The organism is Candidatus Methylopumilus turicensis (assembly GCF_000953015.1).
Classification (GTDB): domain Bacteria; phylum Pseudomonadota; class Gammaproteobacteria; order Burkholderiales; family Methylophilaceae; genus Methylopumilus_A; species Methylopumilus_A turicensis.
Genome location: NZ_LN794158.1, coordinates 1,726,803 through 1,743,386 on the forward strand (window position 1 = coordinate 1,726,803; position 16,584 = coordinate 1,743,386).

General features: G+C 44.9%; 14 protein-coding genes. 5 read left to right on the forward strand and 9 right to left on the reverse strand.

Features of this window, described 5'->3' with window-relative positions:
• Positions 1–6: 6 nt before the first annotated feature.
• Complete coding sequence (locus BN1209_RS08695) at positions 7–2,199, reverse strand: primosomal protein N' (RefSeq protein WP_045752098.1); 2,193 nt, start codon at positions 2,197–2,199, stop codon at positions 7–9.
• A gap of 96 nt (positions 2,200–2,295) precedes the next feature.
• Between BN1209_RS08695 and argS the strand changes: the two genes are divergently transcribed.
• From argS to BN1209_RS08720, 5 genes are all read left to right on the forward strand, one after another.
• On the forward strand, positions 2,296–3,966 hold the full coding sequence (gene argS / locus BN1209_RS08700) for an arginine--tRNA ligase (RefSeq protein ID WP_045751821.1): 1,671 nt from the start codon (positions 2,296–2,298) through the stop codon (positions 3,964–3,966).
• A gap of 42 nt (positions 3,967–4,008) precedes the next feature.
• Positions 4,009–4,584 (forward strand): SPOR domain-containing protein, encoded by a 576-nt coding sequence (locus BN1209_RS08705; RefSeq protein ID WP_045751822.1) that lies wholly within the window; start codon positions 4,009–4,011, stop codon positions 4,582–4,584.
• Between the two features lie 66 nt (positions 4,585–4,650).
• Entirely contained in the window at positions 4,651–5,286 is a 636-nt protein-coding gene (locus BN1209_RS08710; protein ID WP_045751823.1) for a thiol:disulfide interchange protein DsbA/DsbL, read from the forward strand.
• 14 nt (positions 5,287–5,300) lie between these two features.
• Positions 5,301–6,077 (forward strand): SDR family oxidoreductase, encoded by a 777-nt coding sequence (locus tag BN1209_RS08715; protein ID WP_045751824.1) that lies wholly within the window; start codon positions 5,301–5,303, stop codon positions 6,075–6,077.
• Positions 6,078–6,163: 86 nt separating this feature from the next.
• Positions 6,164–6,721 (forward strand): trimeric intracellular cation channel family protein, encoded by a 558-nt coding sequence (locus BN1209_RS08720; RefSeq protein WP_231855130.1) that lies wholly within the window; start codon positions 6,164–6,166, stop codon positions 6,719–6,721.
• 9 nt (positions 6,722–6,730) lie between these two features.
• Here BN1209_RS08720 and BN1209_RS08725 read toward each other — a convergent pair whose 3' ends face one another.
• From BN1209_RS08725 to BN1209_RS08760, 8 genes are all read right to left on the reverse strand, one after another.
• On the reverse strand, positions 6,731–8,257 hold the full coding sequence (locus tag BN1209_RS08725; protein ID WP_045751826.1) for a sulfatase-like hydrolase/transferase: 1,527 nt from the start codon (positions 8,255–8,257) through the stop codon (positions 6,731–6,733).
• 21 nt (positions 8,258–8,278) lie between these two features.
• Positions 8,279–10,111, reverse strand: coding sequence for a glutamine--fructose-6-phosphate transaminase (isomerizing) (gene glmS / locus BN1209_RS08730; protein ID WP_045751827.1), 1,833 nt, complete (start codon positions 10,109–10,111; stop codon positions 8,279–8,281).
• Between the two features lie 24 nt (positions 10,112–10,135).
• Positions 10,136–11,503, reverse strand: coding sequence for a bifunctional UDP-N-acetylglucosamine diphosphorylase/glucosamine-1-phosphate N-acetyltransferase GlmU (glmU, locus tag BN1209_RS08735; protein WP_082048438.1), 1,368 nt, complete (start codon positions 11,501–11,503; stop codon positions 10,136–10,138).
• Between the two features lie 116 nt (positions 11,504–11,619).
• Positions 11,620–12,042: a F0F1 ATP synthase subunit epsilon gene (locus BN1209_RS08740; RefSeq protein WP_045751829.1), complete on the reverse strand. Its 423-nt coding sequence runs from the start codon at positions 12,040–12,042 to the stop codon at positions 11,620–11,622.
• Positions 12,043–12,090: 48 nt separating this feature from the next.
• Positions 12,091–13,506 (reverse strand): F0F1 ATP synthase subunit beta, encoded by a 1,416-nt coding sequence (gene atpD / locus BN1209_RS08745; protein WP_045752099.1) that lies wholly within the window; start codon positions 13,504–13,506, stop codon positions 12,091–12,093.
• A 57-nt stretch (positions 13,507–13,563) separates the two neighbouring features.
• Complete coding sequence (gene atpG, locus BN1209_RS08750) at positions 13,564–14,433, reverse strand: F0F1 ATP synthase subunit gamma (RefSeq protein WP_045751830.1); 870 nt, start codon at positions 14,431–14,433, stop codon at positions 13,564–13,566.
• A gap of 25 nt (positions 14,434–14,458) precedes the next feature.
• Complete coding sequence (gene atpA / locus BN1209_RS08755; RefSeq protein ID WP_045751831.1) at positions 14,459–16,000, reverse strand: F0F1 ATP synthase subunit alpha; 1,542 nt, start codon at positions 15,998–16,000, stop codon at positions 14,459–14,461.
• A 42-nt stretch (positions 16,001–16,042) separates the two neighbouring features.
• Complete coding sequence (locus BN1209_RS08760) at positions 16,043–16,579, reverse strand: F0F1 ATP synthase subunit delta (protein ID WP_045751832.1); 537 nt, start codon at positions 16,577–16,579, stop codon at positions 16,043–16,045.
• Positions 16,580–16,584: the final 5 nt, after the last annotated feature.

Consider the following 16,584-nt stretch of genomic DNA (forward strand, 5'->3'; position numbering starts at 1 on the left):
TAAAATCTAAAACTCCATCGGATCAACGTCCACACTCCAGCGCACTTTCGCCGCCAATTTACTTGCCCTTAATTGCGGCGTTAGAGAAGCGAGTAACTTCTGCAAGGCGCCGCGCTGAGTAGCTTGCATGAGTATTTGACCACGCTCCATCCCCTTTAGCTTTTCCATTTGTGCACGCATTGGGTCATAGGTCAGCACCTGCTGACTCAGGCTGCGCGCAAGCTCAAAGGCGAAGTTTAGAAAAGCTTCCACATCACGATAGTTGCTCGACTCTGCACGCAATAAAGCTAAATAACAGAAGGGTGGGAACTGTGCCATTTCACGTTCCTGCAAAAGAGTTTGTGCATAAGCAGGATAATCCTGGCTACGCAGCGCATTAAACAAATGATGACTTGGAAATGCAGTTTGTATCAGCACTTCACCTACTTTTTCGGCACGCCCAGCGCGACCTGATACTTGCATCAGTTGTGCAAACAAACGCTCAGCGGCTCTAAAATCAGGACTGAATAATGCGCTGTCGGTATCAATCACGCCGACTAGGGTGAGGTTGGGAAAATCATGCCCTTTCGCCAACATCTGCGTGCCAATTAAAATATCAATTTCGTTCGCATGAACAGCATTCAAAATATCATTTAGCGCTTCTTTACGACTGGTGCTGTCGCGATCGACGCGTTGAATTCTAGCACTGGGGAAAAGCTGCTTAAGGGTCTCTTCCAAACGCTGCGTACCATGCCCAGTTGGATGCAAATCTGCATTGCCACAACTCGGACACTGACGAACCATCTTTTGCTCATGGCCACAATGATGACAACGTAAACGGCCTTGTTTGAGGTGAACAACTAAACGACTGCTACAGCGCATGCAAGGCGCAATCCAGTGACAGGCACTGCATAGCAAGACCGGCGAGTATCCGCGCCGATTAATAAATAACAGGCTTTGCTCACCGCGATCTAAGCGCTCACGCATGGCATTCACCAGCACCGGGGTGAGTCCATTCTCACTTTCAAGTTTAGTGGTATCAAGACATCGAATATTGGGTAACGCTGACTGTGCAACGGCTCGGCTATTTAAACTGAGTAAGGTATATTTACCTGTTTGCGCGTTCTGCCAAGACTCTAGCGCTGGGGTTGCACTCCCCATCACAATCGGCACTTGATTGCGCTGTGCACGCACCATGGCTACATCACGGGCATGGTAGCGCATGCTGTCTTGCTGTTTATAAGAGCCATCGTGCTCTTCGTCCACTAAAACAACTTTCAAATTGGGAATAGGCGTAAAGACCGCTAAACGCGTTCCGATGATAATTCTAGCTTGTCCTGACTGTGCCAAGCGCCAATTCTGTAAGCGCTCGCTCTCGCTAAGATTGCTGTGCAGAGAGACCAGGGGGAAATGTGGCAATCTATTTCTGAAGCGCGCTTCTAACTGTGGGGTCAGATTAATCTCTGGGACAAGCACCAGCGCCTGGCTGTCAGGATCGGTCAAAATTTGCTGCAGAATCTGCATATAAACTTCAGTTTTACCGCTACCCGTAATGCCATGGAGTAGAAACGGCTTAAAGGTATTGGTGCTTTCAATTACCTGATTGACTGCAAAGGTTTGTTCTTCATTAAGCACGGGGGGCGGAACAGCTTGGTTGCTAGATTTAAAACCTGCTAACACTTGCTCTGCCTGTATCCAGCCCTTATCTCGAAAAGATTCGATTGCAGGGCGCCAGCTGGCTGAAATATCTTTAAGCGTAGCTTCAGTCAGCGACCCTTGTTGAAGCGCGAGGAAAATTTTTCGTTGCACCACTTGCCGACTAGGGATTTCATCAATACTTGCCTGAAGACCCTCAGGGGTCAGTTTATATAGAAACTGTTTTCGTGAAACAGCAGGCTCAATTTGTCTAAGCCTTGTCGGTAAGCTTGCTAATAAAGCCTGACCAAATGGATATTGATAATAATCTGCACAAAATCTTAATAAGACAAAAGTATCCGCGTCGATTGGCGGCTCACCGTCAAAGACCTGGACGATGGATTTAAGTTTTTCAATGGCAAACTCACTCGTTTCGCTAATGCCCACCACCACACCCACGACCTTACGCGTACCAAACGGTACGACGACGCGCTGGCCGATTTGAACGTCAACACCACCATCGAGATAATCGAACAATCGGTCTAGGGGAACGTCCAGGGCAATTTGAAGGATGTTTTTTTGCATTAACACTAAGTAAACACTAGATAAAATGGAATAGGGGATGAGCGCAAGCACTCAATGAGTTAAAATACACCTTTTATACCTCTTAGATATTCTGCCTTGAAAGCACATCTTACCGAATTACTAGCCGAAGCCGCAAAAAGCTTAACGCAAAACGCTGATTTTGATGCGTCTAATTTAGCGATTCAGCTCGAGCGCCCAAAAAATAAAGACCATGGCGACTTCTCAACGAACTTGGCCATGTTGCTTGCGAAACCACTACGCCAAAATCCACGCGCGATTGCAGAAAGCTTAATTCAAGCGCTACCAAGTTCTGCTTATGTTGAAAAAGTAGAAATCGCTGGCGCGGGTTTTATTAATTTCTATCTTGGCGCCAACGCAAAACAAGCCATCATTGGCTTAATTGCTGCAGAAGGCGAAAAATTTGGTCATAACAATATCGGCCAAGGTCGAAAAGTACAAGTTGAATTTGTTTCAGCAAATCCAACAGGACCGCTGCACGTAGGCCATGGCCGAGGCGCTGCCGTTGGTGATTGCTTAGCCCGATTGCTTGATGCCAATGGCTGGGCTGTGACACGTGAATTTTACTACAACGATGCAGGTGTGCAGATTGATAATCTGACGCACTCCGTTCAGCTGCGCTGTCGCGGTATTACGCCAGATGATCCGCTATGGCCAGAAGCTGGCTATCGTGGCGACTATATCGCTGATGTTGCTAAGGCATACTTGAATAAAGAAACCATCGTTGCTGACGACATGAGTGTCACCGCAACTGGCGATGTTGAGGATGCTGAATCTATTCGCGCATTTTCTGTGGCTTATTTGCGACACGAACAAGATTTAGATTTACGTGCATTCCAAATTAAATTTGATGTGTTTTCACTTGAGTCTGCGCTATACACAGACGGCAAAGTCGAAAGCACCGTACAAAACTTAATCGCTAGTGGCCACACCTACGAGCAAGACGATGCGCTTTGGCTACGTACCACTGACTTTGGTGATGACAAAGACCGTGTCATGCGCAAAACAGATGGTGGCTATACTTACTTTGTCCCAGATGTAGCCTATCACCTCGACAAATGGAATCGTGGTTTTGATCGTGTCATTAACGAGCAAGGTGCCGACCATCACAGCACCATCACTCGCGTGCGAGCTGGCTTGCAGGCATTGAATGTTGGCATTCCACAAGGATGGCCTGATTACGTGCTGCACCAAATGGTGACGGTGATGCGCGGCGGTGAAGAAGTCAAACTATCAAAACGCGCCGGCAGTTATGTCACGTTACGCGATTTGATTGAAGAGGTTGGCTGTGATGCAACGCGCTATTTCCTAGCCGCGCGTCGTGCCGACTCACAACTGATTTTTGATATTGATTTAGCGCGCGCACAAACAAACGACAATCCTGTTTACTACATCCAATACGCACACGCACGCATTTGCAGCGTGTTGGCTCAATGGGCTGGCGATGCTTCAAGCTTACCGACAGTGGACTTAAGTCCGCTCAATAGCGCGCATGATGCGGCATTGATGCAGCGTCTAAGTGAGTTCCCAGAGGTGGTCGAAAATTCAGCCACTGACTTAGCACCACACACCATTGCGAATTATCTGAAAGATCTAGCGAGTGACTTACACAGTTTCTACAATGAGCATAAAATCTTAGTTGAAGACGAAACGACAAAATTAGCGCGCTTAGCTTTAGTGAGCGCAACGCAACAAGTATTAAGAAATGGCCTGCGATTATTGGGTGTTAGCGCACCCAATAAAATGTAAGGGTTACTTGGATTTAAACTAACTTATTCACTGGAAATCAATATGAGTAAAGACTACAAACCAGCCCCACCTAAAGCTGAGCAAAAGCCAAATCCATTCCTCAATGGATTGATCGTTGGCTTACTCATCGGCGTTGGGATTGCAGTAGCCTTCACTGTTTATCTTAAAGGCGGGGAAAGTCCTTTTAGTACTAAAAACGGACCCGCAATGATCCCTGAGTCCGGCAACCCAGTAGAGACTGGAAAGGAAGCCAAAGTGGATGAGGCGCCTCCCAAAGACCGCTTTGAGTACTACAATATTTTGCCCGGCAATGAGGCCAAGGTTACCGAGCAAGAAATTAAACAGTTGGAAAGTAATGCCCAAGCAAAAGAAACCTACTTTCTTCAAGTGGGCGCATTTAAGACTGAGCAAGAGGCTGATAATGTAAAAGCAAAATTAGCGCTACTCGGTTTAGAGGCAATTATTCAAACTGCCACTAGCCCAGAAAAGGGCGTTTTGCACCGCGTGCGCGTTGGACCATTTTCAGATCCATCACAACTCACTAAAACAAGAGGGGATTTGGTCGAAAACGGCTTTAAGCCAGACCTCATCAAAGTGAACACGACATCCCCGCAGTAAAATTAAACTAAATACATTTTTTAAGCACTAACACTTAAGCTTTCAATTAAATTAAGGAATACGCACATGAAAAAACTACTCGCCGCACTCATGTTAATTGCTTCGACAACGGTGATGGCAGATGCCCCACAAAATGGGACCGAGTTTACACAAACCGCTCAAATCATTCCTTCAGATAGTCCATCTAAAATCGAAGTTACAGAATTGTTTTGGTATGGCTGCCCACATTGCTTTGTGCTCGAGCCTCAGCTTGCTGCGTGGGTCAAAACACTTCCTAAAGACGTTACTTTCAAACGCGTTCCTGGCTTACCACGTCCTGATTGGGCGCCAATGGCTAAAGCTTTCTATGCCATGGAAGCGCTGGGTTTATCAGATAAGTTACACACCAAACTTTTTGAAGCATTGCATAAACAAAAAGCATTTTTACCTAATGATGAAAAAGCAACGATTGATTGGATTAAAAAAGAAAGCGGTCTAGACCGTAAAAAAGTTGAAACTGAATTCAACTCCTTTTCACTCAATACCAAATTAAATCAAGCCGCTCAAGTTTTCCGTGCTTCTGGCGCAACCGGTGTACCTTCTCTCATTATTGATGGTCGATATATCACTTCAGTCACGATGGCTGGTGGCAATCAAGAAGTACTCAACGTTGCTAACTACATCATCGAAAACGTTAGAAAAGATAAAGCGGCTAAAAAATAAGTTCGGACACAGCCGTGTCTCAGCTTAAGATTTTTATTACTGGCGCCTCCAGTGGCATCGGGCAAGCACTTGCCGAACACTATGCCAAAGAAGGCGCCATCCTTGGCTTAGCAGCACGACGAGCAGACCTCCTCACATCTCTTCAAAATTCATTACCCACAGAAACTTGTATTTACACGCTTGATGTACGAGATGCAGAAGCGTTAGACAAGGCTGCTCATGATTTTATGGCACGCTTTGGTGTCCCTGATATTGTGATTGCTAATGCTGGGGTCAGTGCGGGAACACTGACCGAAAATAGGGATGACATCCTGACATTTAAAGGCATTATCGACATTAATCTCTTAGGCATGGTGCATACTTTTCAGCCTTTTATTCATGCGATGAAACAGGCTAAAAAAGGCAGTTTAGTTGGTATTGCAAGCGTCGCTGGGGTGAGAGGACTGCCCGGTGCAGGTGCATACAGTGCATCCAAAGCCGCTGTCATTACCTACCTAGAAAGCCTGCGAGTTGAGTTAAGCTTAGATGACATTCATGTCACAACGATTGCACCAGGCTATATTAAAACCCCGATGACAGACATCAACCAATATTCCATGCCATTTTTAATGGCACCAGAGCGCGCAGCATTGAAATTTGCAAAGGCTATTGCAGGGAAAAAACGCTTCGTCGTAATTCCTTGGCAAATGGGCTGCTTAGCTAGGTTGATGAGATTTCTTCCGCCTTGGTTATGGGATTTAATCATGCGTAACGCGCCCCGAAAAGCACATGCTAATTGGGACTGGCTCTGATGGTTCACTTCTCCATTCATACCCTGCAATTTGCAGTAGAAATCATCGCTACTTTCGCATTTGCCCTCTCAGGGTTAATAGCAAGCATGAGAAAAAGAATGGACCTCGTTGGTCTTTGTATTGTGAGTGGCGTCTCTGCTTTTGGTGGCGGAACGTTAAGAGACATTCTGCTTGATCGACGCCCATTTTTTTGGGTAAGCCATTCTGCTTGGTTGTGGGTACTAATATTGACTTGTATTCTTGCCATGTTTTTTATGCGGGAACGTCATCTCACGTTCACAGAGAAAGCGATTCAAATTCCTGACGCATTAGGTCTTGGCCTGTTTACTGCACTGGGCACACAAATCGCGTTGGATTTAAATATGCCGGCAATCGTCGCAGCCCTAATGGGCGTGATGACCGCAGTATTTGGGGGAGTGCTTCGTGATATTTGTTGTAACGAGATTCCCAAAGCATTTAATGACCATCAGCCATATGCACTCCTGGCATTCCTTGACGCTTGGATAGTGATCAGCTTAAGTGCAATGGGCTTACAAGAGTGGTTTGTTTTAAGCTTGGCAGCGAGTATCACTACCATACTCAGGGGCCTTGCTATCCAGTTCAAATGGCAACTGCCTCACCACAGTCATATCAAAAAAAACTAGCGACTTGTTTCAAGGGTTTACTTTGCGTTGTTTCCACAATTCTAAGTACTGGTCCGATTGATTCAACAGATCCTCATTCATTTCTTCATATTCATTAGCTGGCGGCAATTCCGCTTGTTTGCTAATGGCGGTGTATCCTAATCCTAATTTGCCACCTTCAATTTTAAATCCCACAAACTCCAAAATAGTGGGATACATATCAAAATGTAAGACATCTTCACGATTTTTAATAATGGGTTTCGTGGAAATAAATTCGTTAAAAATATGGCGCACCTTTACTTTTTCTAGCTTTTCATACACTGGATTTTCCATGGCTAAATGGTCGCCCAAAATCACTACATTAGTGTCCCTAAAGTAATGATTGTGCCGCATAAACTGAACAAGCTCAGCAACCTGATTTGATGAGCATTCCACAATGCCATTAAAGTCCTTGATACCGTGCGCTTTACAATACTTTGAATAATGGCCATCTGGACCATGGGTATCGATTGTTGTAAATGTCAAATTGAAGGGTTTGTTTTGTGCGTGGAGCGCAATCAATTTTGCTTTGACGAGGACGAGTAAATCATCATCATATAGCCCCCAGAAATTCATGTCTTTTTTCGTATGACGCCCTTTTAACTCCTCTCGTCCCAAGACTTCGTCATAGTGATGATCTTGAAAAAATTTTCCTTTTCCCGAAAAGGCGAGGGCGTCACCGCCCATGTAAACATTGTAATAACCAGCGTTATGCAAAATATCCCCCAAACAAACAGCGTTTGGTAAAAACGATTTAATGTTTTCGCCCTGATCGTTACCATCATACAAACTCACACTTTTAAGCGGCAATCCGCACTGCGTTGAAGTGATTCCTGCAATTGTCCAACCCGTGCCTGGCGCCTGTTTGTAGTGACTAAAACTGATTCCATTTAAATGATCTAGACTTGCAAGTAAGTTCTTCCCAAACATTTTCGGATCTTTATAAGTATCTTCCATACTTTCAACATAGATAAGCACCAAGTTTTTGGGCCTAATCACGTCAACCTTTACCTTTGCTGGATATACATAATGTGCAGCAAAGTAATCTTTACCAAATTGGTTGTGTACAAAGGCCGTCACCGAAAATTGCACACAAAAGTAGGTTGCGGATGCAATTAAGACATAGAGCGGCGCTCGATGATTGATGAACCAATAAAAAACTTTAACAACATGAATATTGGCGGCGCGTGCTGGACTAGTAAGCCAATGCGTGGATCCATGGGTAAGAAACAACGCGATGGACGACTCAATCAATACCAGCAGTAAAGATAATCCTGCTGGCAAAGCAATGCACCAAGTTAAGAAACTCTTGATTAAAGCCGTGTCAGTATCAACCAAACCATCCATTCCAAACTGCGCATGGTAGAGGACTTGCTCTAATGATGGCTCGCCAAAATTGTCGGCAATCCAATAGGCGATGGCTGTTAAGAAAAAAGCCAACAAATAGGTGAGAAATCGAAGTAGCGCTCTTACCTGATGACGATGTCGATTATGGATTTGCTGAATGCGCGTTAGCATTTAGATAACAATGCCAAAGCGTTATTCAACAGTCACTGATTTTGCTAAGTTGCGAGGCTTGTCTACATCCGTGCCTTTAAGCAAGGCCGCATGATATGCCAGCATTTGCACTGGGATCGTATGTAAAATTGGAGAAAGCACACCCACATGGCGTGGGGTACGAATCACGTGAACCCCCTCACTTTCAGCAAAGTGACTGTCAGCATCCGCAAACACAAACAACTGACCACCACGTGCCGCGACTTCTTGCATATTAGACTTCACCTTCTCGAGCAACGCATCATTCGGAGCAATCACAACGATAGGCATGTCGCTATCTACAAGCGCCAATGGGCCATGTTTTAGCTCTCCGGCAGGGTAAGCCTCGGCATGAATGTAACTAATCTCTTTGAGCTTTAATGCGCCTTCTAGCGCAATCGGATAATGGATACCCCGACCCAAGAATAACGCATGGTGTTTATTAGCAAACGCTTTTGCCCATTCTCGAATTTGTGGCTCTAAGTTGAGTGCGTGTTGTACGCTCACCGCCAGCTGACGAAGTGCATTGAGATACTGCTGCTCTTGCGTCTTCTGAAGCAAACCACGTTGCTTTGCAAGCGTCGCGGCTAGCGTGAATAAAGCGACTAATTGTGTTGTAAATGCTTTGGTTGATGCCACGCCAATTTCAGCACCTGCGCGGGTATAAAAAACGAGGGCTGAAGCACGAGGGATAGCACTCTCTTGCACATTACAAATGGCCAGTGTTAGATTTTGGCCTAATGACTTAGCGTGCTTTAACGCTTCCATCGTATCTAGTGTTTCACCGGATTGTGAAATGGTCACAATTAACTGATTAGGATTTGGGACGGACTGGCGATAACGGTATTCACTCGCGATTTCTACACTCGTTGGTAGCTTCGCAATATCTTCAATCCAGTACTTCGCGGTCAGTGCTGCGTAGTAGCTAGTACCCGCAGCCAAGATCAGAATGCTGTCCACCTGATTAAAAATCTCTTCTGCCCCATCGCCAAAAAGCGCAGAGGAGAACTTGTTGTCATCAATTAAGGCTTCAATGGTGTCTGTTAATGCGCGTGGCTGCTCATGGATTTCTTTTTGCATGAAGTGCGAATAAGGACCAAGCTCCATTGATGCTAAAGACACATCACTCATGTGCACCTTACGGGTGACGGTCTTACCATCCGCGCCAAATACGGTCACGCCGTCGCGACGAATTTCAGCTACATCGCCATCTTCCAAATACATAACTTTGCGCGTGACTGACAACACTGCTGAGACGTCGGAAGCAATGAAGTTTTCACCGTCACCCAAACCAACCAGCAATGGGCAGCCAAATCGCGCTGTGATCATTGAGTTAGGCTCTTTCACTGAAATGACACTAATCGCAAAAGCACCTGTTAATTCCGCCACCGCCTTTTGAGTGGCAGCAAGCAAACCTAGGCCTTGGTTGTGATAATAGTGAATAAGATGGGCGATGACCTCTGTATCCGTCTGTGACTCAAACAAATAACCCAATTTTGCGAGACGGTCGCGCTGCTCATCGTGATTTTCAATAATGCCATTATGCACAACGGCAATTTCACCATTTGATACGTGTGGATGGGCGTTACTTTCTGTAACCCCACCGTGGGTTGCCCAGCGCGTGTGTCCAATCCCAAGCTCGCCACTGAGCTTCACCTCATTCGCTTTATCAGTCATTGCAGCAACACGTCCAACCGCGCGCACGCGCTCGATAGAAGGTCCATTTAGCACCGCAATACCAGCTGAATCGTAGCCGCGATACTCGAGACGACTTAAGCCTTCAATCAGGGTTGAAACAATGTTTCTATTTGCAATAGCGCCGACAATGCCACACATATTTTTCTTTCTGAATAACTCTAATTATTTTTTAACTGGACGTTTCCAGCTGGCAATGCTCTTTTGATCTTTTGCTCTGCAGAAGGTTAATTGGCCTGCAGGCGCATTCTTTGTTATGGTAGAGCCAGCTGCGATTGTAGCACCTTCACCAATCACGACAGGGGCAACTAACTGGGTGTCAGATCCAATAAATACATTGTCTTCTATGACAGTTCTATATTTATTCACACCATCATAATTGCAGGTAATCGTGCCTGCACCAACGTTGACGTTTTTACCGATTGTGGCATCACCAACATAGCTCAAATGATTTACTTTGGAACCGACACCTACTTGGCTATTTTTAACCTCAACGAAATTACCAATGTGGGCGGCATCTGCTATCTCAGCACCTGGGCGTAATCGAGCATATGGTCCCAGCTTACAATCAGCCGCCACCTTTGCCTGATCAATGTGAGTGAATGCTGCAATATGCGTGCCCTTACCAATGCTGGCATCCTTAATCACGCAGTATGGTCCGATTTTCACTTGATCACCCAAGCTGACGAACCCCTCAAATACACATCCAACGTCAATCTCAACATCTTTACCGACTGTTAATTCACCACGCACATCGATTCTCAACGGATCTGCTAGTGTTGCGCCTGCTTGCATGAGTGCTGACGCATTTCTCGTTTGATATACGCGCTCTAAACCAGCCAGATCTTCTTTTGAATTGACACCCTCGACCGAGGACTCATCGTCAGTGATTTCAGCTGCAACATTTAATCCGTCGTTGACTGCCATCGCGACAATGTCAGTCAAGTAGTATTCGGCCTGAGCGTTTTTATTACTAAGCTTTGATAACCAAGCCTTCAATTGAGTATTACTTACAGCAATGATGCCTGTGTTCACTTCTGTAATATCTCTTTGCTCTTTTGTTGCATCTCTATGCTCAACGATAGCTAAAATTTGGTTTTGAGCATCTCTTACAATACGTCCATACCCTGTCGGATTTTGTTTGTTCACAGTCAACAATCCCAGCGTATCCGTTTTATCAAGCAAAGCTAAACAGCTTTTTTGATCAAGTAAGGGGACATCACCCAACAAAATAAGCGTTTTTCCATCATCATCTAAGTGCGGTACAGCCTGTAATACCGCATGACCTGTGCCTAGTTGTTCTTTTTGCTCAACCCATGTGATTGTTTCGTGCGTCAACGCTTTAGGGACGGCATCACCACCATAACCATAAACCACCACCACCTTATTGGGAATGAGTTGCTTCGCTTTATCAATCACATGTTGCAACAATGTCTTGCCGGCCAAGCGGTGCAAAACCTTAGGCATCAAGGACTGCATACGCGTCCCCTTGCCTGCTGCAAGTATCACTATGTTTAGATTTTTTGTACTCATAATTAAATAATGACTGATGGTTTTGCTATATGGCTTTCATTGTAATGGAATCAGCCCCACATAACAAAAAAGGCAGCCTAAGCCGCCTTTCTTTTATGCTATTAAAACAATGCTGTTTAGTGAGTTGTTTTACGTAACTTAGCAATTGCTTGTAGTTGAGCTAATGCCTCAACCAATTCGCTTTGTGCCAATGCGTAATTAACTTCGCTCGCATTACTCTTCAAGTTTTCTTCTGCTAGACGTTTAACTTCTAACGCCTTAGCTTCGTCTAAATCATGGCCCCGAATTGCTGTATCAGCAAGAACCGTGACTAAACCTGGTTGAACCTCAAGAATGCCGCCTGAAACAAAGATTAATTGTTCATCGCCTGCTGCTAATTTAATACGTAACGCACCTGGTTTAATACTTGTAAGCATAGGCGTGTGACGTGGATAAATACCAACTTCACCCATCAACGCAGGTGCGACAACGAATTCTGCCTCACCTGAGAAGATAGATTCTTCAGCACTTACTACTTCGATTTGTATTGTTGTTGCCATATTAGTTACCTATTTGCTTTCTGTCTGTTTAGCTAGTTTTATAGCAAATTACAGAGTTTTAGCTTTTTCTACAGCTTCTTCAATTGCACCAACCATGTAGAACGCTTGTTCTGGTAGGTGATCGTAATCACCGTTCACAATACCTTTGAAACCTTTGATGGTTTCTTTTAATGGTACGTACTTACCAGGCGCGCCTGTAAACACTTCAGCTACGTGGAAAGGTTGTGATAAGAAACGTTGGATCTTACGTGCACGGGCAACAGCCAATTTATCTTCTGGTGCCAACTCGTCCATACCAAGAATCGCAATAATGTCGCGCAACTCTTTATAACGTTGTAGTGTTTGTTGAACGCTACGTGCAACAGCATAATGCTCTTCACCAACAACGAGTGGATCCAATTGACGTGAAGTTGAGTCAAGTGGGTCAACCGCAGGGTAAATACCCAATGAAGCGATGTCACGTGACAACACAACTGTTGAGTCCAAATGTTGGAATGTTGTCGCTGGTGATGGGTCAGTCAAGTCATCCGCAGGAACGTAAACCGCTTGAATAGAAGTAATAGAACCAACTTTAGTTGATGTAATACGTTCTTGTAAGCGACCCATTTCTTCTGCCAATGTAGGCTGGTAACCCACAGCTGATGGCATACGACCTAGCAACGCTGATACTTCAGTACCAGCCAATGTGTAACGGTAGATGTTATCCACGAAGAACAAGATATCACGGCCTTCGTCACGGAATTTTTCAGCCATTGTCAAACCTGACAACGCAACGCGTAAACGGTTGCCTGGTGGTTCGTTCATTTGACCAAACACCATCGCTACTTTTGATTCAGCCATGTTGTCTAGTTTAATAACGCCAGCTTCAGCCATTTCATGGTAGAAGTCGTTACCTTCACGAGTACGTTCACCCACACCCGCAAACACTGACAAACCTGAGTGCTCTTTAGCAATGTTGTTAATCAACTCAAGCATGTTAACTGTTTTACCTACACCAGCACCGCCGAATAGACCAACTTTACCGCCCTTAGCAAACGGACATACCAAGTCAATCACCTTAATACCTGTTTCTAGCAAGTCTACTGATGGAGACAACTCTTCAAAAGTAGGTGCATGTTGGTGAATTTCACGACGTTCGTCTGTTGCGATTGGACCTGCTTCGTCGATTGGACGGCCTAGCACGTCCATCACGCGACCTAGTGTCGCTGTACCAACCGGTACAGAGATACCAGCGCCAGTTGCTTTAACTGACATACCGCGACGAAGACCGTCACTTGAACCCATCGCAATGGTACGAACAATGCCGTCACCTAATTGCTGTTGAACTTCGAATGTCAGGCCAGCTTCTGCTGTAGAACCTGCTTCGTCTAATACCAAGGCTTCATAAACCTTAGGCATTTGGTCACGTGGAAATTCCACGTCAACAACAGCGCCGATACACTGTACAACTTTACCTTGACTCATCTTAATGATCCCCATCTATGCTTAATTCGATATTTATATTCGATATTGATGTCGTTATTAACCCGATACCGCTGCCGCACCACCAACGATTTCAGAAATTTCTTTCGTAATCGCTGCTTGACGCGCTTTGTTATAAACCAGTTTCAATTCGCCAATCACAGTCTTTGCATTATCAGACGCTGCTTTCATCGCAACCATACGAGCACTTTGCTCAGATGCCATGTTTTCAGCTACTGCTTGATAAATGACTGATTCAACATAACGAACCATCAAATCATCAATCACCACTTGCGCATCAGGCTCGTAGATGTAATCCCAATGACCTTTTGGTGCACCAAGGTTTTCACCTGAAAGTGGTAGTAGTAGCTCTAATTTCGTTTCTTGTTTCATTGCGTTAATGAATTTGTTGTATACAACATACAACTGATCAATTTCGCCAGCAACGTAAGCATCTAACATCACTTTAATTGGGCCGATAAGTTTTTCCATCTGCGGTGCATCGCCCAAACCAATCATTTGTGACTTCACATTTGCACTGATTCGGTTCATCAGGCCTAAGCCCTTATTGCCGATTGCACATACTTGTACAGACAGATTTTCAGCTTCCCAAGCTTGCATTTGATTCACTGCAACGCGTAACACGTTAGTGTTTAAGCCACCGCACAAGCCTTTATCTGATGTGACAACGATCACACCGACGTTTTTAACGCCTTCACGTTTCACTAGAAATGGGTGCTTGTACTCAGGCTCAGCATGAGACATGTGCGCCGCAACATTGCGAATCTTTTCTGCGTATGGACGGGCAGCGCGCATACGTTCCTGCGCTTTACGCATTTTCGATGCCGCCACCATTTCCATGGCCTTAGTGATCTTACGTGTATTTTCTACACTTTTGATCTTGGTTCTAATTTCCTTACTACCAGCCATTATTTAGCTCCAGCTTGAGTACGAATTAATAAGCGCTATTTGCTTTGAAATCTTCAATAGCTGATGTCAATTCTTTGTCATCTTCTTTTGATAGATCTAAAGTTGCTTCAATACGCTCTACCAAGCCCTTGTATTTAGCTTTAATGAATGCGTGCAATGCAGATTCAAAGGCTAATACTTTAGTCACTGGCACATCGTCCAAGTAACCCTTGTTCGCTGCTTGCAAGCTGATTGCCATTTCTGAAACAGAAAGTGGCAAGTATTGTGCTTGCTTCATCAACTCGGTTACCAAACGACCGCGTTCAAGTTGCTTACGTGTTGCTTCGTCCAAATCTGAAGCGAACTGAGCAAACGCCGCCAATTCACGGTATTGCGCAAGTGCCAAACGAACACCGCCGCCAAGCTTCTTAACAACCTTAGTTTGCGCAGCACCACCAACGCGAGACACTGAAATACCAGCGTTAATCGCAGGACGGATACCAGCGTTGAACAAGTCTGTTTCCAAGAAGATCTGACCGTCGGTAATTGAAATTACGTTAGTGGGAACGAATGCAGAAACGTCACCAGCTTGTGTTTCAATGATCGGCAATGCAGTCAATGAACCTGTTTTACCCTTAACTTCACCATTAGTGAATTTTTCTACGTACTCTTCGTTTACACGCGCTGCACGCTCTAACAAACGTGAGTGGAGATAGAACACATCACCTGGATAAGCTTCACGGCCTGGTGGACGGCGTAGTAATAGAGAGATTTGACGGTAAGCGATCGCTTGTTTTGTCAAATCATCATAGATGATCAATGCGTCTTGACCACGGTCACGGAAATATTCACCCATCGTACAACCTGAGTACGGAGCAATAAATTGCAACGCTGCAGAGTCAGATGCTGAAGCCGCAACAATAATCGTGTACTCCATCGCACCGTATTGTTCAAGTTTACGTACCACGTTAGCAATCGTTGAAGCCTTTTGGCCAACCGCTACGTAGATACAGGTCATGTTTTGACCTTTTTGATTGATGATCGCATCAATTGCAACTGCTGTCTTACCAGTTTGACGGTCACCAATAATTAATTCACGTTGACCGCGGCCAACTGGCACCATTGAGTCAATCGCTTTAATACCAGTTTGAACTGGTTGTGAAACTGATTTACGTGCAATAACGCCTGGCGCAACTTTTTCAATTTTGTCAGTCATTTTAGCGTTGATTGGGCCCTTGCCGTCGATTGGACGACCTAGCGCATCAACCACACGACCGATAAGTTCTGGACCTACTGGCACTTCCAAAATACGACCTGTACATTTACATACGTCGCCTTCTGTAATGTGTTCGTAATCACCAAGAACAACGGCACCTACTGAGTCACGCTCAAGGTTTAACGCTAAACCGAATGTGTTGCCTGGGAACTCGATCATTTCACCGGCCATTACATTTGATAGGCCGTGAATACGAACAATACCGTCCGTAACTGAAACAACTGTACCTTGAGTACGCGCTTCAGCAGTCGTAGAGAAATTCTCCAATCGACTTTTAATCAGTTCACTGATTTCTGATGTTGATAACTGCATTTTTATGTCTCCTGACCTATGATGGTCTAAACTTTTAAGTGTCTAACCTTTAAGCGTGTATGCAAGTGACTGTAATTGGCCGCGTACTGATGCATCGATCACTGTATCGCCAACTACAATTTTGATCCCACCAATTAATTCAGGATCCAATTTCACTTGAGCTTCAATTTTTTTACCAAACTTCGCTTCAAGTTGCTTCACTAATGCACTTACTTGCGCGTCGGTTGGTTTTGCAGCCGCTGTTAATTCAGCCTCTAGCGTACCTTCATCGAGTGCTTTTAATTCCTCAAACGCTGCCACAATGTCGGCAACAATGACGAGTCGATCATTCTCAACAAGTAACTTCACCAAATTCACTGCCGCATCACTTAACTTACCATCAAAAATGGTAAGCATTGCACGCTCAAGTTCACTTGAAGGTAATTTTGGGTCGTCGATTAGCGCTTTTACTTGTGCGTTATCAGAAACCGCACCAATGAAAGCCAATTCTTCAGACCATTTAGCTAGCGCTTTTTTTTCCTTAGCCAAGCGGAAAACCGCTGTGGCATAAGGTCTTGCTATCGTTATCGCTTCAGCCATGATTT

What these genes read in the sequence shown, in the direction of transcription:
- glmS (WP_045751827.1), bottom strand. Translation starts at nt 10,111, where the DNA reads ATGTGTGGCATTGTCGGCGCTATTGCAAATAGAAACATTGTTTCAACC.
- atpA (WP_045751831.1), bottom strand. Translation starts at nt 16,000, where the DNA reads ATGCAGTTATCAACATCAGAAATCAGTGAACTGATTAAAAGTCGATTG.
- glmU (WP_082048438.1), bottom strand. Translation starts at nt 11,503, where the DNA reads ATGAGTACAAAAAATCTAAACATAGTGATACTTGCAGCAGGCAAGGGG.
- BN1209_RS08740 (WP_045751829.1), bottom strand. Translation starts at nt 12,042, where the DNA reads ATGGCAACAACAATACAAATCGAAGTAGTAAGTGCTGAAGAATCTATC.
- BN1209_RS08760 (WP_045751832.1), bottom strand. Translation starts at nt 16,579, where the DNA reads ATGGCTGAAGCGATAACGATAGCAAGACCTTATGCCACAGCGGTTTTC.
- BN1209_RS08695 (WP_045752098.1), bottom strand. Translation starts at nt 2,199, where the DNA reads ATGCAAAAAAACATCCTTCAAATTGCCCTGGACGTTCCCCTAGACCGA.
- atpG (WP_045751830.1), bottom strand. Translation starts at nt 14,433, where the DNA reads ATGGCTGGTAGTAAGGAAATTAGAACCAAGATCAAAAGTGTAGAAAAT.
- BN1209_RS08705 (WP_045751822.1), top strand. Translation starts at nt 4,009, where the DNA reads ATGAGTAAAGACTACAAACCAGCCCCACCTAAAGCTGAGCAAAAGCCA.
- BN1209_RS08725 (WP_045751826.1), bottom strand. Translation starts at nt 8,257, where the DNA reads ATGCTAACGCGCATTCAGCAAATCCATAATCGACATCGTCATCAGGTA.
- BN1209_RS08720 (WP_231855130.1), top strand. Translation starts at nt 6,164, where the DNA reads ATGAGAAAAAGAATGGACCTCGTTGGTCTTTGTATTGTGAGTGGCGTC.
- atpD (WP_045752099.1), bottom strand. Translation starts at nt 13,506, where the DNA reads ATGAGTCAAGGTAAAGTTGTACAGTGTATCGGCGCTGTTGTTGACGTG.
- BN1209_RS08710 (WP_045751823.1), top strand. Translation starts at nt 4,651, where the DNA reads ATGAAAAAACTACTCGCCGCACTCATGTTAATTGCTTCGACAACGGTG.